This is a genomic window from Schaalia sp. ZJ405, assembly GCF_011038885.2.
In the GTDB taxonomy this organism is placed as follows: domain Bacteria; phylum Actinomycetota; class Actinomycetes; order Actinomycetales; family Actinomycetaceae; genus Pauljensenia.
Map to the genome: position 1 here is coordinate 598,782 of NZ_CP064952.1, position 26,922 is coordinate 625,703.

21 protein-coding genes are annotated in these 26,922 nt (G+C 59.8%); 10 read left to right on the forward strand and 11 right to left on the reverse strand.

Annotation, left to right across the window (positions count from 1 at the left end; translation table 11 throughout):
- Nucleotides 1-3: 3 nt before the first annotated feature.
- Both G7Y41_RS02450 and G7Y41_RS02455 read right to left on the reverse strand, forming a co-directional pair.
- On the reverse strand, nt 4-2,439 hold the full coding sequence (locus tag G7Y41_RS02450; protein WP_165315772.1) for a glycosyltransferase: 2,436 nt from the start codon (nt 2,437-2,439) through the stop codon (nt 4-6).
- Between the two features lies 1 nt (nt 2,440).
- Nucleotides 2,441-3,958: a hypothetical protein gene (locus tag G7Y41_RS02455; RefSeq protein ID WP_165315773.1), complete on the reverse strand. Its 1,518-nt coding sequence runs from the start codon at nt 3,956-3,958 to the stop codon at nt 2,441-2,443.
- 277 nt (nt 3,959-4,235) lie between these two features.
- On the opposite strand from G7Y41_RS02455, the gene rfbB reads away from it, so the two are divergent.
- Genes rfbB through G7Y41_RS02470 form a run of 3 tightly spaced genes read left to right on the forward strand, consistent with a single transcriptional unit; the run spans nt 4,236 to nt 7,292 of the window.
- A complete protein-coding gene (gene rfbB / locus G7Y41_RS02460) occupies nt 4,236-5,243 on the forward strand; it encodes a dTDP-glucose 4,6-dehydratase (RefSeq protein WP_165218732.1) in 1,008 nt (335 codons plus the stop codon).
- A 4-nt stretch (nt 5,244-5,247) separates the two neighbouring features.
- Nucleotides 5,248-6,195 carry a glycosyltransferase family 2 protein gene (locus tag G7Y41_RS02465; protein WP_165218730.1) on the forward strand — a complete coding sequence of 316 codons (948 nt, stop codon included), beginning with the start codon at nt 5,248-5,250 and terminating at the stop codon, nt 6,193-6,195.
- 47 nt (nt 6,196-6,242) lie between these two features.
- The gene (locus G7Y41_RS02470; protein ID WP_231367348.1) at nt 6,243-7,292 is read left to right on the forward strand and encodes a glycosyltransferase family 2 protein; all 1,050 of its coding nucleotides are present in this window, start codon (nt 6,243-6,245) and stop codon (nt 7,290-7,292) included.
- On the opposite strand, the gene G7Y41_RS02475 is transcribed toward G7Y41_RS02470, so the two are convergent.
- Entirely contained in the window at nt 7,249-8,046 is a 798-nt protein-coding gene (locus G7Y41_RS02475) for a hypothetical protein (protein ID WP_165315775.1), read from the reverse strand. The genes G7Y41_RS02470 and G7Y41_RS02475 overlap by 44 nt on opposite strands.
- Before the next feature lie 261 nt (nt 8,047-8,307).
- Here G7Y41_RS02475 and G7Y41_RS02480 point away from each other — a divergent pair, with 261 nt between their 5' ends.
- Genes G7Y41_RS02480 through G7Y41_RS02490 form a run of 3 tightly spaced genes read left to right on the forward strand, consistent with a single transcriptional unit; the run spans nt 8,308 to nt 13,657 of the window.
- On the forward strand, nt 8,308-8,607 hold the full coding sequence (locus tag G7Y41_RS02480; protein ID WP_165218724.1) for a WhiB family transcriptional regulator: 300 nt from the start codon (nt 8,308-8,310) through the stop codon (nt 8,605-8,607).
- Nucleotides 8,604-11,990 carry a glycosyltransferase family 2 protein gene (locus tag G7Y41_RS02485; protein WP_231367349.1) on the forward strand — a complete coding sequence of 1,129 codons (3,387 nt, stop codon included), beginning with the start codon at nt 8,604-8,606 and terminating at the stop codon, nt 11,988-11,990. Before G7Y41_RS02480 ends, G7Y41_RS02485 begins: the two co-directional genes overlap by 4 nt.
- Nucleotides 11,987-13,657 carry a DUF5719 family protein gene (locus tag G7Y41_RS02490; RefSeq protein ID WP_165315776.1) on the forward strand — a complete coding sequence of 557 codons (1,671 nt, stop codon included), beginning with the start codon at nt 11,987-11,989 and terminating at the stop codon, nt 13,655-13,657. The genes G7Y41_RS02485 and G7Y41_RS02490 overlap by 4 nt, the downstream gene beginning before the upstream one ends.
- A 34-nt stretch (nt 13,658-13,691) precedes the next feature.
- Here G7Y41_RS02490 and G7Y41_RS02495 read toward each other — a convergent pair whose 3' ends face one another.
- From G7Y41_RS02495 to G7Y41_RS02505, 3 genes are all read right to left on the reverse strand, one after another.
- Nucleotides 13,692-14,120, reverse strand: coding sequence for a metallopeptidase family protein (locus G7Y41_RS02495; RefSeq protein ID WP_231367350.1), 429 nt, complete (start codon nt 14,118-14,120; stop codon nt 13,692-13,694).
- A 142-nt stretch (nt 14,121-14,262) separates the two neighbouring features.
- Nucleotides 14,263-14,844, reverse strand: a complete 582-nt coding sequence (locus G7Y41_RS02500) for a DUF3499 domain-containing protein (RefSeq protein WP_165315777.1) — start codon at nt 14,842-14,844, stop codon at nt 14,263-14,265.
- Between the two features lie 22 nt (nt 14,845-14,866).
- Nucleotides 14,867-15,703, reverse strand: a complete 837-nt coding sequence (locus tag G7Y41_RS02505; RefSeq protein ID WP_165218718.1) for an RDD family protein — start codon at nt 15,701-15,703, stop codon at nt 14,867-14,869.
- A gap of 19 nt (nt 15,704-15,722) precedes the next feature.
- On the opposite strand from G7Y41_RS02505, the gene G7Y41_RS02510 reads away from it, so the two are divergent.
- Nucleotides 15,723-16,718, forward strand: a complete 996-nt coding sequence (locus G7Y41_RS02510; RefSeq protein ID WP_165315778.1) for a stage II sporulation protein M — start codon at nt 15,723-15,725, stop codon at nt 16,716-16,718.
- 173 nt (nt 16,719-16,891) lie between these two features.
- Here G7Y41_RS02510 and G7Y41_RS02515 read toward each other — a convergent pair whose 3' ends face one another.
- Genes G7Y41_RS02515 through G7Y41_RS02535 form a run of 5 tightly spaced genes read right to left on the reverse strand, consistent with a single transcriptional unit; the run spans nt 16,892 to nt 22,482 of the window.
- Nucleotides 16,892-18,226, reverse strand: coding sequence for a DUF58 domain-containing protein (locus G7Y41_RS02515; RefSeq protein ID WP_165218714.1), 1,335 nt, complete (start codon nt 18,224-18,226; stop codon nt 16,892-16,894).
- Nucleotides 18,226-19,251 (reverse strand): AAA family ATPase, encoded by a 1,026-nt coding sequence (locus G7Y41_RS02520; RefSeq protein ID WP_196819536.1) that lies wholly within the window; start codon nt 19,249-19,251, stop codon nt 18,226-18,228. The genes G7Y41_RS02515 and G7Y41_RS02520 overlap by 1 nt, the downstream gene beginning before the upstream one ends.
- On the reverse strand, nt 19,244-20,455 hold the full coding sequence (locus G7Y41_RS02525) for a DUF4350 domain-containing protein (protein ID WP_165315779.1): 1,212 nt from the start codon (nt 20,453-20,455) through the stop codon (nt 19,244-19,246). The genes G7Y41_RS02520 and G7Y41_RS02525 overlap by 8 nt, the downstream gene beginning before the upstream one ends.
- A complete protein-coding gene (locus G7Y41_RS02530) occupies nt 20,452-21,111 on the reverse strand; it encodes a DUF4129 domain-containing protein (protein ID WP_165315780.1) in 660 nt (219 codons plus the stop codon). The genes G7Y41_RS02525 and G7Y41_RS02530 overlap by 4 nt, the downstream gene beginning before the upstream one ends.
- The gene (locus G7Y41_RS02535) at nt 21,112-22,482 is read right to left on the reverse strand and encodes a DUF7847 domain-containing protein (RefSeq protein WP_165315781.1); all 1,371 of its coding nucleotides are present in this window, start codon (nt 22,480-22,482) and stop codon (nt 21,112-21,114) included.
- A gap of 179 nt (nt 22,483-22,661) precedes the next feature.
- Here G7Y41_RS02535 and mtrA point away from each other — a divergent pair, with 179 nt between their 5' ends.
- From mtrA to G7Y41_RS02550, 3 genes are all read left to right on the forward strand, one after another.
- The gene (gene mtrA, locus G7Y41_RS02540) at nt 22,662-23,342 is read left to right on the forward strand and encodes an MtrAB system response regulator MtrA (protein WP_165218704.1); all 681 of its coding nucleotides are present in this window, start codon (nt 22,662-22,664) and stop codon (nt 23,340-23,342) included.
- Between the two features lie 133 nt (nt 23,343-23,475).
- Nucleotides 23,476-25,107 carry an MtrAB system histidine kinase MtrB gene (mtrB, locus tag G7Y41_RS02545; protein ID WP_442984258.1) on the forward strand — a complete coding sequence of 544 codons (1,632 nt, stop codon included), beginning with the start codon at nt 23,476-23,478 and terminating at the stop codon, nt 25,105-25,107.
- Nucleotides 25,104-26,909 carry an LpqB family beta-propeller domain-containing protein gene (locus tag G7Y41_RS02550; RefSeq protein WP_165315783.1) on the forward strand — a complete coding sequence of 602 codons (1,806 nt, stop codon included), beginning with the start codon at nt 25,104-25,106 and terminating at the stop codon, nt 26,907-26,909. Before mtrB ends, G7Y41_RS02550 begins: the two co-directional genes overlap by 4 nt.
- Nucleotides 26,910-26,922 lie beyond the last annotated feature (13 nt).

A 26,922-nucleotide genomic window follows, 5' to 3' on the forward strand; every position in this document is an offset into this window, starting at 1 on the left:
CGTCTACGAATCCTGCTCCATCTGACGCAGAATCCGTTTCGCTGCGCGGCGATACACCTCGGTTGGGCCACCCAGCGCCCAGTAATCCTTCACCAGTTGCAGATCTTCGGAGAGTGTTCGCTGGCGATCCGGGATGAGAATCGACATGTCAGCGAGCTCCTGGCGGCTTCGAGCAAGGGGAGCATCGGGCGCTCGACGCGGACGTTTGAGGAAGTCAACGATCGGTTCGAGGGCGCGCGACCAGCGGAACTGCTCGCGGTAGCGTTCGATATTCCTCTGCATTTCTGAGGCAACGCCGTCCTCGTATAGCACCTTTTCCAGTGCGTCAGCCAGCGCCTGGGGATCCTCGGGGGGCACACCGATGCCGATCCCTTCAGAGTCGAGGACGTTGCCGAAAGAATCGCCGGTTGTTGCAACGATGGGCAGACCGGTCCACAGGTAATCGAGGATGCGGGTACGGAAAGACAACGCGGTCTCAACGTGCTCAAAGTGGGTTGACACTCCGGCATCCGCGTCGAGGAGGACATCGGCCCGACGATCGTAGGGCACCCATCCGGAGTTGAAGAACACGAAACGATCCGTCAGTCCGAGTTCTCGTGACAGTTCCTGAGTCTGCCACGCAACCTTCATCTCCGGTACACCCGGATTCGGATGCTTGAGGCCCATGAAGTACAGACGAATATCGGGGTGCGTCGTGTGCAGCAGATCGATTGCTCGCACGAGGGTGAGGGGATCAAACCAGTTGTAAATGCCGCCGCCCCAGATGATGACCTTGTCATCCATGCCGATCCCGGGAACGACCCCGCGGATGCCGTGTTCGAGTTGAACAGGAGCGGCGTCCTCGACCCCGAAAGGAACAACAGAAATCAACGAATCAAGACCGACCTCGGCCTCAAGGGTGAGCCGGTTGACGCGCCCAAGCGCCGCGAGCTGCCCGAGCCAAAAGTCTTTTTGCTTGAGTGAAGCGCAGACAAAAAAGTCACCGCGAGCCAGCTGCTGATTGAGCAGAGTCGTCACATTTGCAATCTGCGTCTTGCGGCCCGATTCCCCCAGGTCCTTCGCCTGTTCGAGCTGCTCAAGATGCATGGGGTCGTAGATGTCGGCGATGAGGATCTTGTCGGAGTCGCGAAGCCAGGGAGCTTCCTCAAGGAGTGACCCCTGGAAAAGGATCGCGTCAGCCCAGTCGGTATGGGGACGCAGTTTCTTGTCACGCGCGGCAACGATCTCGTAATTCGGATCCGTGACGTCTTTGACGCCCGAGGTCGACACGAGCCGAACGGTATGCATCGCCGATAGGGCGTGCGCGATATGCCGGGCACGAATCGCCGGGCCAGCGAGCTTCTCAGAGATTGGGTCACCCGTGACCACAAGAACGTTGAGATGAGGCTGGACAAAGTTGGCGTAGCCCCACAGCTCGGCCGCATGCTGATCCGTCAGGGCCTCGAAACCCGGGCGGGACGAGGACGAAAAGGCCGCAGCGCTCAGATCTGCAAACTCATCGTCGGGGCACACACGCAGTGCCTGGATGCCCACACGCTCATTGAGCAACTCATCGAGATGACTGGCAAACACCGAGACAGCATGGGAATCGAGAGCAGATGCGCGGGAGAGAGCCGGTGCCAGCAATCGATCGCGGAGCGTATCATCGGCGTTCCTGACAATGACAGCGAGGGCGCTGATGAGTGCATCCGACAACGCGGGTGCGGGAGAGTGCGAGGCTTCGTGGGCACGCTCCCCTTCGGCCCGAGAGGCCTCGGCGTGCGTGGCTGAAAGCACGGAGCCTGAATCTGTTGGTGGCGCGCTAGGGGGCGCCACAGCAAGAACATGATGCCCGGCAAGGTTCGCGCGCCATCCGAAATCGATGTCGTCGTACACGCCTCGCAACCCCTCATTGAGGCCGCGGAGAGCGCGGAATTCCTCCGTGCGGACAACCATCGCCTCACGCGAAGGGAAAAGAACCCGCCCTTTGACCGCCGCTGCGGGATCAACAACAGTGACCGCAATGGCATCGGGATTGTCTGCGAGCATACGCACCCCGGTGAACACCCAATCGAGCTGAGCCGGTGCCGATCTTCCCAGGACAGCGAACATCTGCCCGCGTGCCTCGTGAGCAGCCCTGTTGACCCCCCGGGAAAACCATGCGGGAACTAAAGAGCCTTCGCGGGGAACAACGATCGTGCGAACCTGAGCAAAACGGGAGGTGAGAGCAGCGGGAAGGGGCGCCGCGTCGTCCTCGGCAATGATGAGCAGCTCAGCATCCAGAGGAACGCACGGATCGCATGAGCCGTCGGGGGAAAGCTCAGCAGCCCGAGAGAGAGCGGAATCCTCGGCGGTGGACGAGGCGTGAGACCCGGACGCACCGAGCGGCTGCGTACCCGTCAACGTGTCAAGGAGAGTGCCAGCTTCGGATGAGAGGGAAGTGATGATCGACAGTTGCATGTCAGCGGCCCAATCTCTGAGTGGATGAACCCACGCCCAGGTACAGCATGGCCTTCTGCGCGACGTTTGACTGCGCCCCGCGGTTGGGGAAGAACGTTGAGGTCACGCCCGCCCAACGCCGTGGCGCCGCGCAGAACCCAGCGAGCTGTACGCCGTCGGGATCAACGGCGATGAACGAATCCAACGACGGATCCTCATCGTAGGATTCCGTTGAGATACGGCGGGTTCCGGCAAGCATTCCCAGGAGGAAATCCCGTTCGGACTGGGTGGGCGCGATCGTGAAGTCGGCGCGTTCAAGGAGGAGACGCAGCTCTGGTGACGGGTCCATTCCACGGTCAGCAGGGAAGAAAGTGTCGAGGATGGGGGTGGGTGTCAGGTCGGCTGCAACGGGGATTTTCGACGTGACGACCTGGGGGAACATGCTGAGTGTTGTTCCAAGGAAAACGACGGCATCAAAGTCCTCCGCAAGGAGCCCCCGAGTGTCATCATCGGGGACATTCACCCGGGTCACGCTGGCTTCAGATGCCTCAAGCACACCTTCGAGCCCATCGCATCGGGCCAACGCCTGCGCATCGCCCGAAGGAAGGATGACGAGGACCCGGTTGCCCAGATCGTTGCTTCCCGGGAGGCCCTCTGTAGCGGATTCGTCCTCGCGGTGGCTCGTTGGTGACGAGGCCGGCTGCGGTGACGTGACTGGAGTCAACGACTCAGCCGTAGGCGTGCGACTGGCCGACAGCGTGCTCATTGTGGCCGCATACGCCTGGGCAAGCGGCCCCGCATATTGACAGATCGCGCGATCGGCTCGGCGGGAGAGATCTCGTGCCGCCCACGCTGTGATACGCCGATTCGCCAGAACGTGTCGACGCAGATCAGTAAGGTGGTGTGTCCGTGTGTGAGCGCTCATCGCCTCGGTGCCGCATTCCGGGGACGAGGACGAGGGCCCTTCCCCTCCCATTACCTGCCCCACCTGAGCGGAGGCAAGCGCGACGTGAAGAGAAACGGAAGCACGTTCCCGATCCGGACCCTCCATGAAGACGCTGACGAGGGCGTCAAGGGAAGCGACGCGCCGCTGGAGTTCCCGCGGTGATCCAGGAGCCGGCACCTCCCAATGGGAGTGGGGCAGTAGGACAACAGATACCCCTGAGAGTGCCAGGAACCACTGGATCGCCAAGAGGGCGACCTCCGCCTCGAAAAGCCCCTGACCGTTGGATAAATCGTCAAGGAGACGCGGGGGAATGATCTGATAGGCATGCTCATTGACGAGGACGAGGTCGCTGGCAACCGGGGGAAATGGAAGAGACTCACCGGTTCTTTCCCATGTCACAGAGGCGTTATTGGGCGCTTGGCCTGGGGCCTCGGGGCCGGTGAAAACGACGGCGGCGCTCCCGGGAAGTTCCGCGAGCCTCACGCGGGCCGTGTGAACATCATCGGACACAACGGTTGGAACCTCACCGAGGGGTGTCAGCGCGTAGATGCCCTGTCCCAGTGCATGAACTGCCGAGTATCCGGCTGATTGCATGAGGCTCTCCTTGTTTTCCGCGTGCGCTCGGTCGTGGGCGTTTCCCTAGTTTAGAGGGCAGTTGCAGAATCGGTGTGACATCTGGTGCCGTGCTGCCTCAAGGCCAAGGCGTAGCGCACGGTAGGGGAGTGTCAGCGCATGTCACGTGGCATGTCCGACGAAGCATCCCAGATAACGCAGGTGAGTGATGTAACGTGTGTCCCACAGAATATCTATAGTGGACACCGAGAGTTCCACCGACGGACGACCGGGCCCCTAATGCGTGGAGGTGCGCAGCGTGAAAATTCTTGTCACCGGCGGAGCCGGATTTATCGGAGCGAATTTTGTTCACACGCTGCTTGACGAGCACGAGGACGTTGACGTAACGGTCCTTGATAAGTTCACCTACGCCGGCAACCGCGGATCCCTGACCGACGTCCCCGAAGACCAGGTTTCTCGCCTGACAATTGTCGAGGGCGATGTTGCCGATCGTGACCTCGTTGACGATCTCGTTGGTGAAACGGATGCCATTGTTCACTTCGCTGCCGAATCCCACAACGACAACTCCCTGAACGATCCATTCCCCTTCGTTCAGACGAATCTCGTGGGAACATGCACTCTTCTTGAAGCCGCTCGACGTCACGCAACACGTTTCCACCACATCTCCACTGACGAGGTGTACGGCGACCTTGAGCTGGATGATCCAGCGAAGTTCACGCCCGAAACTCCCTACAATCCCTCGTCTCCGTATTCGTCATCGAAAGCCGGATCGGACCTGATGGTGCGCGCATGGGTGCGGAGCTTCGGTGTTGAGGCAACGATCTCGAATTGCTCGAATAACTACGGGCCCTATCAGCATATTGAAAAGTTCATTCCCCGGATGATTACGAATAGGTTGCGCGGAGTTCGTCCTCGTCTCTATGGGGACGGATTGAATGTCCGCGACTGGATCCACGTGCGCGATCACAACACCGCCGTGTGGGAGATCCTGATGAACGGGCGTATCGGTGAAACTTACCTCATCGGAGCCGACGGGGAGACGAACAACAGGGAAGTTGTTGCGGTTCTCAACGAACTCATGGGTTACCCAGCGGATGATTTCGACCATGTCACCGACCGTCCCGGACATGATCTGCGCTATGCGATAGATAACACGAAGCTGCGCGAAGAACTGGGATGGGAACCCCATTTCACGGACTTCCGTTCAGGCTTGGCTGACACGATCGAGTGGTACACGAACCACGAGGCCTGGTGGGCACCCCTCAAAGAGCAGGTTGAAGCCAAATACGCTGCTGAGGGACACTAGGCACATGGTTCACGTGCCGCTTGTCCACAGGGATTTCTCCCCGCGGGTCACAGTCCTCATGGCAACGTACAACGGTCGCCAGTGGATTGAAGAACAGATCGAGTCGATCCTCACCCAAGAGGTTGTCTCGGTGCGGCTTGTTGTGTCCGATGACGGGTCCACCGATGGAACTCGGGAATTTCTTGAAGAAAGAGCGCAACGAGAACCTCGGATCCACGTCCTTGCCCCTCGCAACGGACCCGCCGGTGTTGCCGCCAATTTCCTTCACCTTTTCACGACGCACGAACCTGACGGCTCCTACGTTGCGTTCAGCGATCAAGATGACATCTGGTATCCGGATAAGCTCAAGCGACAGGTGTCGCTACTGCAGAGCCTCGGGCTGGACGCTGTGTCATCGAATGTCACGAGTTTCGATGCGTCCGGCCGGGAAAAGCTCATCCGAAAGTCCCGGCCCCAACGCAAATGGGATCATCTTTTCGAGGCCGCAGGTCCGGGATCGACCTACATCTTCACTCCGGCGCTTCATGCAAAGCTCCGTGATGTCCTTTCAACGTTGGACTATTCACGAGTGGGCGTTCATGACTGGTACATCTATGCGCTTGCGCGCGCCCAGGGCGCACGATGGCTCATTGATGAGACCCCAACTGTGCTCTATCGACAGCACGGAGGAAATGTCCAGGGAGCAAACCTGGGGATCTTCGCCCATATCTCACGGTTATCGCGCCTATCGCAGGGGTTCTACGGGGAACAATTCATCGAGACTGCGCGCGCAGTGTCCGCATGCAACGTGTACACGAAAGCGCGAAACAACGACCTTGATCAGATGATTGAGCTTCTCGAAAACTCTGACCTCAAGAGCCGAGTGGCGCTGCTGAAGCGGGCCTCGCAGATTCGCCGGTCTTTCGTTGAAGGCCTCGAACTTGCCGTGTCGCGTGTTCTTCGGGTGTGGTGATGGTGGCGCCGCAACAGTCAGGACCACGCATCTTAGACAATCCCACGGTGTCCGTTGCGCTGTGCACCCACAACGGAGCGGAGTTTATCGCCGCGCAGGTTCGTTCGATCATTGACCAGACATCACCCGTTGACGAAATCGTCCTCGGCGATGATGACTCCACCGATGAGACGGTGGAGATTGTTGAGCGCGTGCTTGAAGGAACACCGGTTAGGCTGCGCGTTCGTCGCCACAGTCCCGCCCTACGTGTGAGAGGAAACTTCTCTGACGCAATCGGAGCAACAACCGGTGATGTCGTCATCCTGTGTGACCAGGATGATGTGTGGCATCCGCGCAAAGTGGAAACCCTCGTTGCGGCAATTGCTCAGGGAAACGACCTTGTGCATTCTGATGCGCGTCTCGTTGACGCTAGCGGGGATCCGCTGGGGACAACGCTGCTGGGGAGCCTTGGGGTGAGTCAGTGGGAGAAACGTCAGCTGAGCGGTGGGGATGCGGTGGCCGTACTTTTGAGGCGCAACCTGGTGACCGGAGCAACCACCGCCCTCAATGGTCAGTTTGCCCGCGCCGTCATGCCCGTTCCCGAGGGATGGATTCACGACGAATGGATGGCGATGCTCGCGGCGTTACGAGGACGACTGCGGCTTCTCCCGGTGCAACTCACCGACTATCGGCAACACGACAACAATGAGATTGGTGTGAACAAGGGAGGCCTGAAGGGAAGGTTGGCACGTCTGCTTGTCTCCGATGTTGACGATGACGTTCGGCGTTTGAGGCGGGCCTACGCCTTGGAAAGCGCAGTTGCGGATGCTCAATGGATCAGCGCCGACAATGCCCAACGTGTCCGAGAATTCCGCGAGCACCAGGTTTTCCGCGCGCAGCTGCCCAAGTCTCGGGTCCTGAGACTGCCGAGGATCCTTGCCGAATGCGTGCGCGGGCGCTACTCACGCTATTCTCGCGGGTGGCTCACTGTTGCCCGCGATCTGTTGCAGGTTCACGGCCCGGATCGGCGTCAACGATTAGATGCGATCATGGAAGACTATGCTCGCCAGGACCCTACCGGTACGTCCCAAGCCCCGCTGAGACATTCTCCGAGCTGAGAATCTTGTCGGCTTGCGCCGGTGAGTAGCACGTTGGATCAATAACGACAACGGAACATCCGCGCAGCCACTGGTCGCACACCTCGCCCGCGAGGCGGCGAGGACGGCCCAGCAAGCCGATGCGGGTGCCTCGCTCTAAGGGCCCGTCAAACACCGTCTGTCCGCGCAGCGCCTCGGTGACAGCGTCTTCAACTGGTGGAGCATATGAGGGAACCAGCGTCACCAAGGCATCGGGTTGAGCCATGAGTTCTTGAAGGGCATCCAGCTCGCCCTCGTCAAGATCATCCCCATCCCAAGAAAACGCAAGATAGCGGGGGGATTGGAGCAGCACCCAGGCCCCGATGCCCCGAGCGTGCGCTGTCGTGGTGTCGGCTGCGTTGGATACAACGACATCTCCAGGAAGCACGCGAGGGCCTATGCGGGCAGCAGCGGCGTTATCGGATGCGAGCTTATCGGATGCGGGTCCCGTCCCGGCTGCGTCAAGAATCTCCCACCCCATGAACCGAGCGGACAACTCCCACAAGACGCGCTGCCAGAGAACGAGCGGAGCGTAGAGCCGGGGACGGGATTCACCCAGCGGTGATGTTGACCCGAAAAGGTCGGCCCCGAGTTCCTCTCCGATGAGGTTGGCAATTTTTGCTAGCCACCGAGCAACAACGGGACCGGAAAGTTCAACCCGTTCGTGGGAATAAACTGTCAAGACCGGGCCGCGACGCGAGGAGAGGTCACCGAGTAGCTGGGGGAAAGTTGTCATAGGAGGAGGGTAACGGATGGGGATGGCGGGATTCTTAATCGGGGTGTTTGACCAGGTCAACGCTCGATGAGGGAGGCGGATGCGGGGATTGCGTGAAGGTGACATCGCGCGTTACCAGAGACGCGGCTGGCGCGCGAATCAATGCGAGAAAACTCCCAGTAACCCTCGAACGTGATCTCATTTACTCCCATCCACTTGACTTGTGCGGATGACACGCGTGTAATTTCCATATTGACACTTGATTAACGAGGAGAAGACATCGTGTGGAACATCTTGGGTGACGGGCCGATCTCGTGGTCGGACGCATCATCTGATGTCGACGTCTTTGCGCTCGTCGACGGGCCGCTTGCATGGCAGCAACACGCATTGTGTGCACAGACCGACCCCGAAGCCTTCTTCCCTGAAAAAGGCGGGTCAACGCGCGAAGCCAAGGCCGTGTGCCAATCCTGCGAGGTGCGAGAGGAATGCCTTGAGTACGCTCTCGCTCACGATGAACGATTCGGAATCTGGGGCGGCCTGTCCGAACGTGAGCGTCGTCGACTCCGCCGTATAGCCGGGTGACTACGCCCACGCGCACCGGGATCGCCGCCCTCATCGTTACCAGGGGCGAGTCACCGGATCTTCGCGCCGTTCTGAAGTCCGTTGGACACCAGACTCTTGCGGCGGACCACTGCGTCGTTATTGACGTTGCTGGCTCCTCAAACCCGGTGCTCAATGCGTCTGCACTTCCCGCCGACGTAACACTGATCCACATCGGCCGCGCCCCCAATCTCGGCGAAGCAATTCGGCGCGCAACACGAGAACCATTATTTCCTTCCGCCGTGTTGTCGGCCCGATGGTGGTGGATCCTTCATGATGATTCCCAGGCGGAACCCTCATGTCTTCAACACCTCTGGGAGGTTGGCGACCAGGGGCGAACCATTGCCGCGGTCGGCCCGAAACAGCTGTCGTGGGATGGGGAGGAAATCCTTGAATTAGGGATTTTCGCAACCCGCAGTGCCAGACGGCTCAACCGTGTCTCTGAGGGGGAAATCGACCAGGGACAGTACGACTCAACCAGTGACGTGTTGGCCGTCGGTACCGCCGGCATGCTCATTGACCCGCAGGCGTGGTTCCTTGTGGGGGGAACAGATCCGATGCTCGGTCCCTTCGGAGACGGCCTCGACCTCGGGCGTCGCCTGCATCGGGCGGGATACCGTGTTGTTGTTGCGCCCAAGGCACGGATTCGTCACAGGCGCGCATCCTTGACTCCCAGCACCGTCAATGACAGTGACGAGGACGAGCGCGCCAACGCGCGAGCAACAGCCGACCCCGCTGATGAGGACCACAGTGACGTCGATGCCCGGCGCACACACGACGACTCCCTAGAGCTGCGGCAATCCACTGCCGAAAATGTTGTCGAGATAGAAGCCGCAGCCTCGTCCTCGTCCCGAGAAACAAGACGCCAGCATCCGGCGGACGAATCCTTCGGTGCCAGGCGCTTTGCCCAGCTCTATAACTGGGCAAAAGCAACACCGATCCTCCTTCTGCCTTTCCTCGCAATAGCACTTCTCGTGTGGACTCCCGCGCGGGCGCTCGCCCGGGTCGCAACGAACTCCGGGCATCTTGCGCTTGCAGAATTTGGTGCGTGGGGACGCCTCATCGGCTCAACCGGACACCTGCTTGTTGCCAAGTGGAAAGCGCAGCGGACCGCAAAAGTCCCAGCGTCAACGCTGCGGAGCTTGGAAACAACGCCGCGTGAACTTACTGCTCAGCGATCCCTTGACAGACGAATTGCCCGCGCACACCGCGTGACGCACGCTGAACCACTGGTCGAAGAATCTCTGCGCTCTCACCGGATGTCCACCGCGGTGACCTTCGCCGTCGTCCTCGCCGTGTCAATTATTGCGTCAATTGGCCAGTGGTGGTTCGTTTCCGGGCCGCTCACAGGTGGAGCGTGGACGGCTCTTCCTGAAAAATGGTCAACGCTGTGGGAAGCGGCGTGGGCCGCGTGGATTCCCGGAGGAGACGGACATCCCTCGCCGGCCGACCCGATCCTTGGTGTTCTTGCGCTCCTCTCGTGGCCCGCCCACGTCTTTGGGGTCGCGCCGAATCTGTGTGCAACGGCGATACTTGTCAGTGCCGGTCCGCTCTCAGCAGCGAGTATGTGGGTTCTTTCCCGTCGCTTCACCGCGTCAACAACATGGCGGGCAGCCGCGGCTTGCACATGGTCAGTGCTTCCTGCGCTCACGATGAGTCAATTCCAGGGGCGTCTGGGAGCCACGATCGTTCACTGTGTTCTTCCGCTGGTGATTGCCGCGTGGATGAGTCTCCTGCACCTCGACACCCCCGTGCGGGTCGCCGCTTCCACTGACACCGTCACCGTGACGTCCCGACGATTCACCGGAGCGATCGGCGCTGCGAGCCTCAGCGGAGCTGTTGTTGTGGCGGGTGCTCCGTGGATGCTGGTGGTCATTCTCATTCTCGGATGCATTGTTCTGGGCGTGAGCCGCGGGCCGCGCCGGTGGGCAGCGCTTCCCATGATGCTGACGCCCACGGTGCTCGTCGCACCGATCGTCATCACAGCAATCGCCGGAGGACACACGTGGAGGGCCCTGGTCACCCCCGGGGGAGGCGCCAGTGCCTACGTGATTCCCCAGGGGTGGCAGGTATTCCTTGGTGTGCCTTCTGCTGCCCAGCGTCCCCTCGATCTTGCATTCAGCCTCGTCCCCGGAACCCTTCTGATCATCGGGGCATTCATTGCCGTTGCACCAACGATGAAAGCGTCGTCAGCTGACGCTTCTTCGCCTCGTCGACGAATGCTTCCGGCTCTCGCCCTACTTGCCGGCGTCGTGTTCGCCGGATGCGGCCTGGCCATCGCCCGCATCCACGTGGCTATTGACGCCCAGGTTGCGGCGACGGCGTGGGCATCTCCGGCACTTTCCCTTGCGGGACTGGCACTCATCGTGTCGATCCTCAGCGCGATTCCATTCCAGCACGCATGGAATGGCCCGCGCATGCTGGTGATCACGCGTCTGGGCTTGGTTGCCGCGATCATCATGGCTGCCTGCGGAGCGGGACCAATTGTGGCCAGGGTCGATGCCCTTGGGCGGGACAACTCCCTGAGCAACTGGGACCGCCTCCACAACACTCACGTCAGCGTTGCCTCAGCCCACTTGGTCTCCGCGGTTTCCGCTCAGGCGGAGGAATCGGTGCGCGCCGGACGAGTTCTCGTTCTCGACGCGGATGCCAATATCGACACACTCAATGTGTCGCTGTGGCGAGGACGCGGACCGATGATGACCGACGAATCCTCAGTGACGCGTGCCCGGGCACTCAACGCCGCAGTTCAGCGTGCATCAACGGGAGCGCAGGCACATGAGTCGGCAGCTGGCACAGCGCCTGCTCACAGCGATGCCGCAGAAAATTCGCTCGCGCAACTCGCGCTCACCCTCGTTGCTTCCCCCGATGCCTCAACGGTTCTCCAGCTTGCCGACCACGGAATCGACACGATCCTCATTCCTGCCAGAACTCGTGGACGCGATTCCATGAGCGAAGCTCTTGGGCGCGCACCCGGCTTGGAAAAGGTCGGTGACACCGATGCTGGAACTGTGTGGCGCCTGCGCCCCAAAGGGCTGCAACCCGCACGGATGCGTGTGCTCTCAGGGTCTTCCTGGAGTGTCATTGAATCTGGACAGATCAGTGCGCATGGCCGACTACCCGAAGGAACAACGGGAACGCTGACTCTTGCTGAACGCGCGGACCCTCACTGGCATGCGCGCATTGATGGCCACCCACTTGAGCCCTCAAGGCAGTCGTGGAACCAGGAATTCACCGTGGAATCAGGTGGCGAACTCGCCGTGTATTACCGCACGTGGTGGCAGCTTCCGTGGTGGATCACGCTGGGGATCCTTGGAGCCGCAAGCCTCGTCCTTGCCGTGCCCGTCAGGAGGAATCGTTCATGATGCGCACCGAAGGTCACAGCATGCGCTTCCTCAGCCCTCGGATTCTTATTGCCTTAGCCGCAGTACTCAGCCTCGCAGGCATCGCCGTTGGTGTATCCGTCAACGAATGGCTTCCTTTGGGCCGCGACGGACACGTCCCATCACCACAGCGTGAAGCCTCACCCACGTCAATGACTCTTGCCTGCCCCCCGGGAATCATTGATCCTTTCTCAACGCTGACAGCAAGCACCCCATCAGCAATCTGGTCAAACACCCCCGTTGACGGTGAGAATCCCGCGCAAGGAACACGTTCTGAGACGAGCAGTCCCTTAAGCAAAGGGGCCGGTCAGCTTCGGACCGTCACGTCCCAAGCGTCAGAGGATGGACGGCTCACCCTCCCCAGTGGAGTGACGATCGCCGGTCAGGGCGGGGGAGAACTCGTGGGCATCTCAGCAACGGGATGTGCAGCGCCCTCGGCGGAGCAATGGATCGTGGCTGGGTCAACCGTCGTGGGAGAAGACCTCGTCCTCGTCCTCGCAAATCCCGCGGACTCTGCTTCTGTTGTGTCAATTTCCGGTTATAGCGGCGGTGGATTAATTGACCCGACACCCCAGCAGGTGACGGTTCCTGCCGGCACCACCCTCGCGGTCCTCGTCGCCGGTTGGTATCCCGACGCGGAACGACTTGCACTGCGTGTTTCTGCCGACGGCCCCGGAGTTGTTGCCTGGGCCCAAAGCTCTGGGATGTCGGGGGAAGTGCCGCTGGGAAACACCTGGCTGCCATCTGTTCGTCCGTCCACCACGAACGTTATCGGCGGAATTGACCCCAAAACAACGTCCACGCTTCGTGTGGCTGTTCCCGGTGACTCTAGCGCACACGTTGAACTGAGTGCGGTTACAGCCGGTGGAACAACGTCGGTTCCGGGAGGCAGTGTTGAAGTTGACGGACACACGGTTCTTGACATCCCCCTCGGCGGAATCGGAACGGGTGAAGACACCTACGCTTTGGTGGTCAGCTCTGACGTGCCCGTTGCCGCTCAGGTCCGGATGAGGGACGAGGGCGAGGCGTGGCCTGGAGGTGGGCAATCATGGGAAACCCGCGCCACTGTCTCGCCGTCGACAGCAGTGACCAGTGCTCGACTCCCCGGTGCATCTGTCATCACGGACCTTGTGACGCGTCAGCTTGACGCTGACCCGGTGCGTCCGACCTCGATTCCCACACCATCGGGAGCCTTAGAGGTCAAAGCCAAGCTCGTTGTCGTTGCCGATGAGTACACTGCTCACGACCTGTTATCTTCTGCTTCCTCAGACTCAGGGAGCGTGTCGCAAAAGACTCTGACGCGTGATACCGACACGGATCAATCCGGTGGACAAAGCGCTGGTTCCCCCCAGTCCGGTGGTGGAGAATCCACCCCGGTGGACACTGCACAGTCCGCAGGTCAACACTCCGGTCAGGGGGCGTCGGGGGGCGTGATGATCACGTACGGCGGACACACCCACACGATTGCAGCGGGAACAACGATGACGCTTGACCTGGCATCGGAAGACGCCGAGTTCACCAGCAACGCCCCCGTGCGGATCATCGTTGAGATTCAGGCGTCGACCCCGGTTGGAACTGTGCGCGGCGCGTGGCCCGTGGGGACGCTTGGATTGGCAACTCAGGGCGCACGCGTCAGTGTTGATAACTAGGGTCACGCGGGGTTGATCACTAGGATCGCGCGGGTTATGAATTCCCGAGGGCGTCGTCAAGTTCATCCGGGGGGATCGCCAGAACACGCGCAAGACGATCGGCAATGACAGCGCGCGTGAGCTGAGCGACATCCTGCGTTGTGCATCGCAACATGATGGGCAAGCGATAGATGACAATGCGGTCCTTGAGGCCGCGCCGCCGATCCATAGGGAACACCTGAGCAAGAACAACGGAACGAGAATCCCACGGTGCCGGATCGGAGGGGGGAACTTCCTCGGTGGCGAACTCAACGGAAGCGACCGCAGGCCATCGGCGCGTGAAATCGGCAATGATCGACGCGACCAGAGCATCAAAAGACTGGCGGCGTGTTCTCCACGCGGGGAGCCCAGGGAACAGCCTGGGACCGCGCGCGCCGCGACCATGACGATCACGAAGAGACTTCACACGACGAGAACCAGGCACCTGACCAGTCTAAATGCCACGTTGTCCAGCAGCGGCGCGCACTAGCCGCGCGGCCCAAATTTTTCGGCGGTGCACCGATAAATTCTTCACCAGCGGGAAGTGTGGAGAAAACGGCTCTTCGCATCCGAGGCGGGTAAGACTTTCAGTCCGCGTCTGAAGGTGCGGCCTCGTCCTCGTCAATGCTCGATACAACGCGGAACTGGGCGCGGCGGCGTGCATAGGGTGATTTCGGGTCAAGCGGGCTCAGGGATGAGTCGCCGCTTCCTTCAGACTCATTCGCCCGAGACGAGGACGACGCCCCATCGCTACCGGCTGATCCTGAGGAATGGGAACTGAAAGGACCGAAATCAACACCGTCATCAACACCGCTCAGACGTGCGCGAATGGAACGGCGGGTGGAGGAATGAGTGTCCTGATGAGGCGCCTGGGTGTCACGACTGGAGGTGGTGTCGGCGTGTGCTGCCTGGCGAACTGCATCCACCAGCGCAAGGAGATCATCACCGGACGGGGGAGCAGGCTCAAAACTTGTTGCGAGGCGCACCACTTGCCAGCCACGGGGGGCAGTCAGGCGCTGGGCGTGATCGGCGCACAGGTCATATGAGTTCGGCTCAGCGACGGTTGCTAACGGCCCAAGAACAACGGTGGAATCCTGATAGTCGTAGGTCAGGGTGGCCACCGCTGAACGAGAACATGCAGGTTTAGAACATTGACGAGCCGCGATCACTCATCCACTGTACGGCACAAACTCAGCCGATATCGAAAACCGGAGCGGCGGTGTCCTCACGACGGGCGAGGCTGGTGGCCAATCGGTGCGTCGACTGAGCGAACTCCCGATCACGGCTCATCACCAGAACTGCCGCAAGAAAACGCTCGGGGTGAGCCTGAGCTGGCGGCGGAGTCTCCACAAAGCCCCGAACCTCGCGCGCCAAGGCGAACGCAGCTTCGGCTCGGGCTTCGGGCAGGAGCTGGCGATTCTCCCGGAGGAAAAGATGCGCCCGATAGTGCAGATCAAAGGGGAGGGGGAGAATGACCGCCGTTCGCGCCCACGCCGCCATGTCGGGAGGCATGACGAGGGGGAGATGACCGGAGGGCTCGGGGATCCGAACAACGGTTGTCCCCGCAGCGAGATCACCTAGACGCTTGCCACGAGCTGAGACAATCATGGTGATCGTTGCAACTGAGCCGAAAGTTAACCATCCTTCGACCACGCCAACGAGGGCGCGCATGAAGGAGTGACGGAAGGTGATTGATCCACCGTCGTCGCGAACAACACGGATCCCCAGGGCCCAGTGTCCCAGAGTTTGGCCGCGGGTCAGAGTTTCTGTGACAACTGGATACCCAACGGTTACGGCTGCCACGAGGACAATAGCGAGCGCGCGCAGGAGCGACATGGAGAAAGCCTCGTACTCGTGGAGAAAAAGTGCCGCGATGATGAGTGCTGTCAGGATCGAAACGACGGCGTCGATGAGTCGGGCACCGATGCGTGCAATGGGGGATGCCGGGCTGATCTCCAAGGAGACGGCCTCACCGGTTGTCACAGATTCTTCGTGAATACGGCGTATCGGGGCTGCATTGTCGCTCATATATGACACGCTAGCGGATGTGGACATTGATGCGTTGCGTGCCTCGCGCGAAGACTCATGGGAACGGATGCGTGAGCTTGCTAGCACGCGCAAACTCACGGGCCCGCAGATCGATGAACTTGATGCCCTCTATCGGTTGGCAACATCTGATTTGGCGCGAGTGCGTGCACAGAGCCCCGATCCCGATACGATCCGGGCGCTGTCACGAGATCTTGCTCAGGCACGAGGACGACTGACGGGAACACGTGCGAAACCGTTGGCACTGATCCCGCGTTTCTTCCGGATTCAACTACCTGAAGCTCTGTACTCGATCCGTTGGTGGATTGTCGGCGTCACAGCAGCCTTTTTCTGTGTGGCCGCAATGCAGATGTTCTGGGTCCTGTGGCAGCCCGACATCATGGCTCAACTAGGATCACCGGAGCAACTTCGGGCATACGCCACACGCGAATTCGTTGCCTACTACAGTCAAGACACCAATGCCGAATTTGGTCTGTCCGTGTGGACGAACAACGCCTGGATTGCACTTGGGTGCGTGGGCGGTGGAATCACCGGGGTCTATCCGGTCTACGTCCTCCTGGGCAATGCCACGTCGCTGGGAACCTCGGCCGCTGTTGTCATTGATCAGGCCGGACCCTGGCATTTCTTCCGGATGATCCTCCCCCACGGAATCCCAGAACTCACTGCCGTTTTCATTGCGGCGGCAGCGGGACTTCGAGTGTTCTGGGCGCTCATCGTTCCAGGACCTGCGGCGCGAACAGTGGCCCTAGCGCGCGCGGGGCGAACAATGGCCGTCGTCGCGGTAGGTTGCGTGATCCTTCTGTTCATTTCCGGCATCCTTGAAGGGTTCGTCACCCCCTCAGGGCTACCGGATGTGATCAAGGTCAGCCTGGGAACTGGAGTGACCCTGGCAATGTGGGTGTATATCTTCGTCAGCGGTCGACGCGCACACACCCGGGGAGAAGACGCCGACGTTGACCCTACCGTCGCCGGATACGTGCTCCCCGTAGCGGGCTAAGCGTCAGTTTTTCAGGTGCTTGATCTCCTGGGCCTCGGGGGATATGCATACTGTCCGCCACGGGCTCAGCGCCTAGGCTGGCTGAGCACAGGGGTATCGGTATACACGTATGCCATGTGAGAAAAGCACAGGTCGGGCCGGAGCACCCTGTCCTCAACCTCTCTGGCTTTTCCCTAAACCTCTCCTGCTTTCTTCAAGGCAAGATAAGCGTCGGCAGTGCGCGCAGCAAGAAGCCCAGAGTCGACGGCAACGACATGAGCACCCGTGCGACGAGCATCCGCGATTCCAGCGTCCACTGCTCGAAGCGTCTGAGCGGCAGCGGCCGCAATCATCACCTCTTCAGAATCGTCAAGTGATCTGCGGGCTCTGTCAAGGTCAGGATCGGTTGCCGCGGCAATGACCACGCGGTGCTTTGCCGCAAGCTGAGCCGTTGCCTCAAAGAAATCAGAGTCTGTTCCTGCCGGCGCGACCTCGGTCATGAGGACAACAAGACTCGAATGACGAACAGTCTGATTGACTTCAGAAACAACAAGGCCCCAATCAATCGGATCAAGCCGCGGGGAAACATCAACGAGAGCAGAGGCGCTTGCCCGCAGCAGCCCGGCTCCTCGAATTCCAGAGACTCTCGCACGTACTTCACGGTCGATGACGAGAAGATGGACGTGATCGCCTGCCCGATCTCCAAGCGCTCCCAGAAGTAGCGCCGCCTCGATACTCGCATCAAGACGCGGGGCCGTGCCCAAGGGAATACGGTCAGGATCCTGATCAACAGTGGGGGCGCCCAGGAGAGAAGCTCCCATGCGTCCGGAGTCAACAACGATGACGATATGGCGGTCCCGTTCAGGTCGCCAGGTGCGCACAATGAGATCATCCGAGCGGGCGGACGCTCGCCAGTCGATATCGCGGGGATCGTCTCCGCGAACGTATTCGCGAAGAGAATCGAACTCGGTTCCAGGTCCGCGCAGAACTGTTGCGGACGTGCCCTCAAGCTCGTGGAGACGATGAAGACGCGATGGAAGCAGAACGCGGGAACGGAACTCAGGAAGCACGGACAGCGCTAAGGGAACCTCAAATGAGACCTGACGTGCTCCCAGTCGCAGCGGCCCCCACACGCGCACCGTCACGGGTCCACCGCGGTGCGTTCCTCGACGTTCAGGCCGCAGGCGAGTCTCCACTGTTGTTGTCTCGCCCGGGTGAACGACCAGCCGATGCCTGGATGGAAGAGGGTGAAACGAGGGCGGCCAGGCGTCACGGATCTCCAGGAGTAACGAGTGGCGTGAGGAATGCCCGATCGTTAGCGATGACACGGTTTCATCGTTGGCCCTGACCGGACCGGTGACCGAACGCTCAATAGTTAGGTCACGCGGACTGAAAGCCAGAGCAACGTCAAGGAGCACGCACCCGATCACTCCCGCAACCCACGCCCACGCAACACCGAGGTTGGGGAAGAAGATAACGGGAATGGCCCCCAAAGCAGTCAGGAGCCCGGCTCGCCAGGAAATACTCATCAGCGAGGCACCGGAACCTGGCTGAGGATTCCCTCAACAATTGCCTGAGCGGTCAAGCCCTCCAGATCCGCCTCGGCTTTCATTCCAATACGATGAGCGAGAACGGGAACAGCCACACCCTTGACGTCGTCGGGGGTGACGAAGCCACGCCCCTGAAGGAACGCCCACACTTTCGACGCCTGAAGCAACGCTGTTGCACCACGAGGTGACACTCCCAGGCGCACCGACGGTGAATTCCGCGTTGCGCGCACAAGGTCAACGATGTACTCGATGATCGCGGGTTGAACATCGATCCGCTGGGCGTGCTCGCGTGCCGTGCGAATCTCCTCGGGTCCGGCAACGGCGGTGATTCCTGCCTGCGTCAGTGCCAGGGGGTTGAATCCGTGCTGATGCTTGGACACAACCGCGATTTCTGCGTCGCGCGGTGGAAGATCAAGCGTGATCTTCATGAGGAACCTGTCAAGCTGGGCCTCGGGAAGAGGATACGTGCCCTCATATTCCACGGGATTCTGCGTCGCAATCACCATGAACGGATCGTCAAGACGATGGGACTGGCCATCAACGCTGACCTGATGTTCCTCCATCGCCTCAAGCAGGGAGGACTGGGTTTTCGGTGGAGTCCGGTTGATCTCATCCGCCAGAAGCAAATTCGTAAAAACGGGGCCGCGTCGAAACTCGAAAGCTGACTTGCCTGAATCCCACACGAGTGACCCGGTGACGTCTGCCGGCATGAGGTCGGGAGTGAACTGGATACGCGTCATCTTCAGATCAAGTGCCGTAGCAAGTGTCCGCACAAGAAGCGTTTTCGCCACACCGGGAACCCCTTCAAGCAGGGTGTGACCGCCGGCGATGAGGGAAATAATCAAGCCCGTGACCGCGGAGTCTTGACCAACAACGGCCTTGGAGATTTCTGAACGCAAAGCGACGAACGCAGCACGTAAGGCCTGCTCGTCCTCGTTCAGCATCCGGCCCGACGGGGCAGTGGCGCTTTGGGGTGGAGGCGCAGGAACCGCGGGATTAGTCATGGCAAATCTCCTTTTCGAGGTCGGCAAGCCGGGAGGCTAGATCAACGAGTTGACGTTCAGATTGGGGGGAAGGCCCCCACAGGAGGTCATCGAGACGGGCAGGATCAACCCCCCGATGCTCCAGGGCACGACGGAGTTCATCGCCGCTCCCTCGCGGATTCACCCCAAGGAAGCGCGCAAAACGCATCGCGTAGTCGCGTCGAAGCGCGGTCGCCGCATGGTCCCACGCACGATTTTTCCGCAGCAAGCGTCCCTTACCAATGACGGTTTCCGATGCGGGAACCTGGGCGGGAAGATCCTCTGGAACGAGCGCCCCCAGTCTCCGTCCCCGCGCGAGGCCGAAAATCACCAGGGAACACCCCGCGAGGACGACAAGGGGATTGAGCCACGGGGGATCCGTCGTCGGTGTGGCTTTCATTGAGTCCTCTTCGGAGGCCAGATACCACACCACTCGATCCGTTCGTCCGAGAACATTGAGCATCAGTGCCCCGTGGCCGTGCTCAGTGATCTGCGAATTACGCACCAGCCCCGAATCAGGGATAACGGCGCGAAACGAGGACGAATCTGCTCCCGCTGCGCTCTGGACATAGCCGTAGGAGCCGTTTTCCTGGGGGAAACACCAGGTCCACGAATCGGTGTCCCTCGCTGGTGTTTCGTCGCGACTGAGGGATTCATCGCCGAACTCGTTGGGAGAAACACCGTACATTGAGGACGCAATGGAGGAGGCTGCCCGTGCTGGAGAGGCAGCGCAGTGAGCAGACACCGCGGGCGCAGTGTCGTCGGCGCTCGGGGTGCCTTCCGCTGTTGGCCACAAACCGGGGAAAACCTCATCGTAGGACTGTTCGGTGCCGATATAGACGAGATTCGGAAGCTTGTTGATCGCCGATGTCACGTCGGAACGCATACGGAACGGAAAGACAACGACGACCGTCGCATCGGGGTGAGCTCGGACCTGGGCAAGAACATCGACCGCCCGATCGTGCGATGTGACGGTCACGCCGTGACGTTCCAGGACCTGTGCAACAGCGCGGGCACCGTTCGGGGCGGCGTTTTCTGGGCTGACTGGGCGTGAATCTCGCACAGATGCGGGAAGGAGTACGAGGACGAGGACGGCCGCCAGGACAACCGCGGCGATGACAGCGAAGGGGCGGAGGCGTCGTGCAATGGTACGAGGACGAGGCGTGATGACGCGCGTGGATGTCACGGGCGACTCACCCCCGTTTCTGCGGGAGCGGTCTGCGGCAACTGGGCGCGGAGACTATCGAGGACGAGAGCCGCGGTGGTCTCAAGATCGTCCACATCGCGCGAGGAGACGGTTGACTCTCCGTAGCGGATTGCGTCAAAAACTTCTGACTGGTGACGGAGGCGGTCCGCCAGTTGAGGAACCCGGCGTGCTGCGGCTTCGGTGGCTTCCTTTGCCGTTAAACCCGGACCGTCGTGGAGGATTCGCATGTGCGCCAAGGTGAGAACGAGGAGGCGGAATGCCCAGATGAATGAGTCATTCCAGGAGCCGCTCTCTTTCGCTGCGCTCAGGCGTTTGAGCGCGAGAGCTGCCGAGACGTTCTCGTCGTCAAAAACGGTTGACGAGGTCACCCGACGGCGCCGAAGCCGCACGAATATCGTGAGGAAAACACCGATGATCAGGAGGAGTGCGACGACCGCGAGGATGATGTATTCAATTGGGGGGCGCGTTCCTGAACCCGAGCCGCCCAGGAGATCCACAATTGCTTGGAGGATCACCCGGATGAACCGCGTGATCGGACTGAGTTCCGTGGAATACTCCGGCCGAGACAGCTCCTGTTCGAGCCAGCGTTGTGCCTCATCGTGGTCGGGAGTCACGGGAACGTCAGCGGGGAACACTTAGTTCTCCTGTGCCGCAGCGATCAGGGCAGAGGCGAGGTTTTCGCGGGTGACGCGTTCGTCGATGTACATCAGCACCTCGAAAGTTGTCAGGACCGGTGTTACCAGGCCCGAGGCGAGGAGTCCCAGTCCTGTCGACACAGCATTGACCACGGCGATAGAACCGATGAAGGTGAAAATGCCCGCGCCAATTCCGACCACTGAGGAAATAATGCCGGTGAGCACTGACATGACGATGGTGATCAGGAGCAGACGTCCGAGTGTTTTCCAGAAGCTCCCGCGAGTGAGCGTCCACGAGCGCTTGAGAGATTCAATGGGACCACGCTCTTCGAGGACGGCAACGATCGGCGCATAGAGGAGTTTGACCTGGAGAGCAAAGGTCGGGATGACCACGAGGAAGAACATGACACCAAGGATCGCGATAACGGCCAGGAGGATTCCGAAGAATGACCCGTCGTTCTCGGCGAAGCCCGCGAGAAATGCGACGAGGATCCCCACTGAGACGAGGACGGCAACGACAACGATTGCGGTGAAGATCAGGGATGTCAGCAGCGTGATGCCGATGACGGGGAACACGCGAGGCCTGAATCGATTCCATGCTTGTTGAATACTGATTTTTCGCCCGATGACGGCCTCGGAAACTCCGATCGCAATAATGCCCACGAGTAGAACTGACGCAATAAAAGATCCGCCCACCGATGTCAGGGACGACACCAGTGTGGAGGCGATTTCCGACGCTGCAAGTGTCAACTCATCGCTTCCGCTGAGAGCTGCTTGAGGGTCCTCGAAGACCCGTTCAAATGTGGACAATGATCCCAATGAGAATAGCGTTGAGATGACGGCAATGATCGCCATGATCGCGAAAGCAAAACCGAACATCACCGTGGGGTTAGAGCGGATTGTTCTAAATGTTCCCTCAAAGAGATCGTTGATTTTCAGAGGCCGTAAGGGAATGACGCCGGGTTGGGCAGCGGACCACCCCGAGTGTCCGAAAGGATTCGGTCCGGCCGATGGTGTGGTGAATCCATGAGAACCACCGGCCGGCTGGTTGACATGCGGCTGGCCGGTGCCTGGATAGCCGAAGTCCGGTTGAGGAGTCCCGGGTTGAGGAGCTCCGGGGTAACCGGACCCTGGCTGAGGGGCCGCTGGATCACCGCCCTGCGCCGCAGGAGCCGCCGGGGACTGCCACTGTGGTGATGGGGGAGCAGACCATCCCTGCGATACAGGCGGAGTAGACCATCCTTGCGCCGGTGGTGCCCACGATGTCTTAGGCGACGAGGCGGAATCCACCGGCTGAGTGAGGTCGGATTCCGTCCCTGAAGATTCCGGAGTTGGTGGGAACGGTGGCTGCATGTTGGAGGGAGTGCTCATGCGGGGATATCAACCTTCAGTCATCGGATCGTTGTTCGTCATTTCTCCGTCATTCTCTCATGTCTGAGGGGAATTCCGTCGGAACGTTGGCCGGTGGATCACATTCGCCACGCCATGAAAGACCCGATTGGTTGGGCGAGTCACCTGCATCTGAGACGAAGACGTGACAACATCGTTACATGAGTTCGCGCATCCTCGTTGTCGATGACGACGTCGCACTGGCGGAAATGATAGGTATTGTCCTCACAACCGAGGGCTTTACCGTTTCAACCAGTGCAGACGGCCTTCAAGCCCTGGAGGATTTCCATGCCTTCAGGCCAGACCTCATTCTCTTGGATCTCATGCTCCCTCAAATGGATGGGATTCAGGTATGTCGAGCGATCCGCGCAGAATCGGATGTTCCCATCGTCATGCTGACAGCCCGTTCAGACACGAATGATGTCGTAGCCGGACTTGAGGCGGGGGCTGACGACTACGTTCCCAAACCTTTCAAGCCCAAGGAGCTTGTTGCCCGCGTCAAAGCGCGTCTGCGTGGACGCGAAGATGCTGAGGAAGAACACATCACCCTGGGGGATTTGGATATCGACGTTTCCGGACACCTTGTGCGCCGGAATGGAACAACGATTCCGTTAACTCCGCTTGAGTTCGATCTGCTTGTTGCCCTGGGGCGCGCTCCGTGGAAGGTCTTTAGTCGCGAAGAACTGCTTGAGCGCGTGTGGGGATACCGTCACGCTGCGGATACTCGACTGGTGAATGTTCACGTCCAGCGCCTTCGGTCAAAGATCGAACGCGATCCGGAATCACCCGAGATCGTCATTACCGTGCGCGGAGTGGGATATCGTGCCGGAATTGGATCCTGAATTTAACCGCCAGAAATCACTGGAACCACCATCACCCGAGGCTGTCTTTCAACAGACGCTGGAGGATACGGAAAACCCTGGGTCCTACCGGATTTCCTCGCCGATTGATCCGAACGTTCCCATTCAACAAACCATCGAGAAACAGGCTCGTTTCCCCCGATGGGAACGTCTTCGCTCACAGGTGGCCAGGACGCGTCTGCTACGTTCGATCTCTCAACTGCATCTCGTGCGCACGGTTCGCTCCTCGCTGTCTTTACGGCTTGCGGTGATGATCACCGCGGTGGCGATGGTGATCATCGCGGCATTTGCATTCTTTGTCTCCTCTCAGCTGCTGTCCTCAACTTTTGAGGCACGTCGCGATCAGGTACTAGAAGACGCTGCACGTCGATTCGCTACCGCGCAGTCACTATTTGAGCAGTCAACGGCAACAACCCCGGATCAAGTGCAAGAAGCTGCACGGCAGTCGGTTCAGTCGATCCGCCAATCCGCTGCAGGTGCTGGTGCCGTTTCCGTCATGCTTTTACGCTCACCGAATGCCTCGTCTGCGTTGCGAATCAATCAGATCATTGATGCTGAGGTCGTGGATATCATCACCGATGAGATGCGCGATGCGGTTCGCTCCGGTGAGGGCGCACAGTGGCAGTCGGTGGCGATCCCTGTCAGCACGGATCCGCAGCACACAGTCCCTGGAATTCTTGTGGGAATGGAAACGCACCTTCCCAGAGCTGGGGAACACGAGTTGTACATCGTGTATTCCCTTCAATCTGATCAAGCGCAGATCGACATGGTCATGCGGATTCTCTCGTTAACGGTCATTCCGTTGATCATTGGGCTTCCGCTGGGAGTCTTTTTACTTCTGTACCGTCAGCTCCGCCCGGTTCGTTCAACGGCGAAAGCAGCAGACCTGGTGTCTCGGGGAGATTTGTCAGTTCGCGTTCCGGTGGACGGCATCGACGAGATGTCGGGTTTGGCGACGGCCTTCAACGACATGGCGGAGTCTCTTCAGTCGAAAATTAACGAGTACGACGAGCTGTCCAAACTTCAACAACGATTCGTCTCCGACGTGTCGCACGAGCTGCGCACCCCGCTGACGACCATTCGCATGGCGGATTCCGTGATCTGGGACAATCGACAATCCCTCCCACAGGGGGCAAAACGGTCAGCAGAACTCCTGCACGAGCAGACCGAACGCATGGAGTCGATGCTCGCTGATCTCCTGGAAATCTCTCGCTATGACGCCCAGTCAGCGCTTCTTGACGTCGAGACCACTGACCTGCGATTTCTTATTCAGAAGGTCATCGCAGCGCATGACGATCTCGCTGAACGAGTGGGATCTCCCGTGCAGTTGCACGCACCGTCCTATCGATGCGCAGCGGAGATTGACTCCCGTCGAATCGAACGCGTCTTGCGTAACCTCATTGTTAATGCCGTCGAACACGCTGAAGGCACCACCGTTGATGTCACCGTTGATGCCACGGATACAGCTGTTGCTGTACGCGTTCGAGATCACGGCGTGGGGATGTCCCCGGAGACAACGTCACACGTCTTTGATCGTTTCTTCCGTGCAGACACCGCTCGGGCCCGAACAACCGGTGGAACGGGTCTTGGACTATCCATCGCGCTGGAAGATGTTGCGCTACATGGCGGTACTCTCACGGCGTGGGGAGAGCTAGGTAAGGGAGCAAGTTTTTTGATGACATTGCCGCGAATCTCCGGGGAACCGGTGACCTCGCAGCCGCTGATCCTGTGGGAGGAGGACGAGTGAGGAGCCCACACCTTCAAGAAACTACTCTCAGTGGCCTAGCCAAAACTTTCACGAAGCCTCGATTCCTTCCCCGGCATCGCGCAGGGTCACGGCGTCGATGGTCTCGCATCGGGATTATCCTTCCCCTGTGGTGTGCGCTTGTTGTCGCCGGTTGCTCAACGCTTCCGGAGTCATCGGCCCCTCGTCCCTTTGATGTCTCCGTTCCCGATTCTGACCCGATTGAACTGTCGGCTGACGGTCCAACCGATGGGGCAGATCCTCTGGCGCTGCTTCAGGATTTTCTCCTGGCGTGCGCAGCCGGACCGAATGATGATTTTGCAACGGCACGCCTCTTCCTGACATCGGATTCTGCTCAGAAATGGAATCCCGAATCCGAGGTGCTGATTTATGACACGTCCTCGTCTCTGCGACTCTCTCAGGTGTCAAACCCCGAGTCGGATCCTCTCAGGCAGCAGATACGGTTGGAAGTTCCCGCTCTGGCGAGCGTCGATGCAGACGGAGTGATGACCCTCGCGACGCAAACGGACATTGATCGAACATTCACTCTGGTCAAAGAGGCGGGGCAGTGGAGAATTCAGGCTCCTGAAAACTCTTTCCTTGTTTCTCGTTCCTCGTTCATCGCATCCTATGAACTCGCCAATCTGTGGTTCCCGTCGACGTCGCTTGACGCTCTGGTTCCAGATCCCAGGTGGTATCCCGCGCGTAGGCTCGCGGGACATTTGCTTTCTGGGCTTGTTGCAGGCCCTCAGGCTTCACTGAACCAATCGGTGAGCAACGCGATTCCCGGGGGAACAACGATCCCCTCCCAGGGAGTTGAGGTTAAGGACCGTATCGCGAATGTCAGACTCAATGCAGCCGTTCCGAACGATCAAAAAACCCTTCAGCTCATTGCGTGGTCAGTACATGAGACCCTCATTCAGGCGCCGTCAATCACGGGTATCCGGCTGACTCTTTCCGGTGAGACCATTGAGACGGATGACCTTCCCAGCGGGCCCCGATACCTCCTTGATACGGGAATTGCTCTGACTCAATCGGGACTTGGAATCGTGTCAGGAAGTTCTGTTGCCCCGCTCAAAGCACAGGTCTCTCCGGAGTCGGGGGCATCCCTTCCTGCGATGTCGCCCGTCTCGTCCTCGCTCATTGCCTGGAAGGAAGATTCCACCCTCGTTGTTGCGCGAGGCCATGAAGACACGTGGAGTAGTGCGCGAGCTCCCATTTCTTCCCAGACGCAGGGCTTGAGTATCGATCGTTTTGGATGGACCTGGGCGCTGGGCTCCTCATCGCCTGAGGCGGGCCAGTCATCAATTGTGTGCGTCAATGAAAACGGCGTGGTGTCCGATGTCAATGTTGATGGCGATGTCAATGGGAAGATTCGTGCAATTCGTGTGTCTCCCGACGGAGCGCGGGCTCTCGTGATCGTTGATTCGGATGGAGTTCAGAGCCTGTGGATGGCAGGGGTTGTCAGAAACGAGAACGGTACTCCTCGAGGCCTTCACCAGCCGAACATCCTCTTTGCGAATAGCTGGAATCTCATCGATGCTTCATGGTCGGGCAGCACCGGGGTTGTTGCCGGATTCAATTCCACACATGACACGGGACAGTCTCAATCTCTCCTTGTTGATTGGAATCTCGGTGGTTTCTACCAGATGCTGACACTTCCCGCGGGCACCACGTCTGTGAGTGCGGGGACGTCGAGCGCGTCGACGATCATTCGCATGTCCGATGGACGAATGCAGTACCGTGCGGGAGCTTTGTGGCAGCAACTTGCTCAGACAGTGAAAGACGCGCGTTATTCCGGGTAGTCTCTTTCCTCTT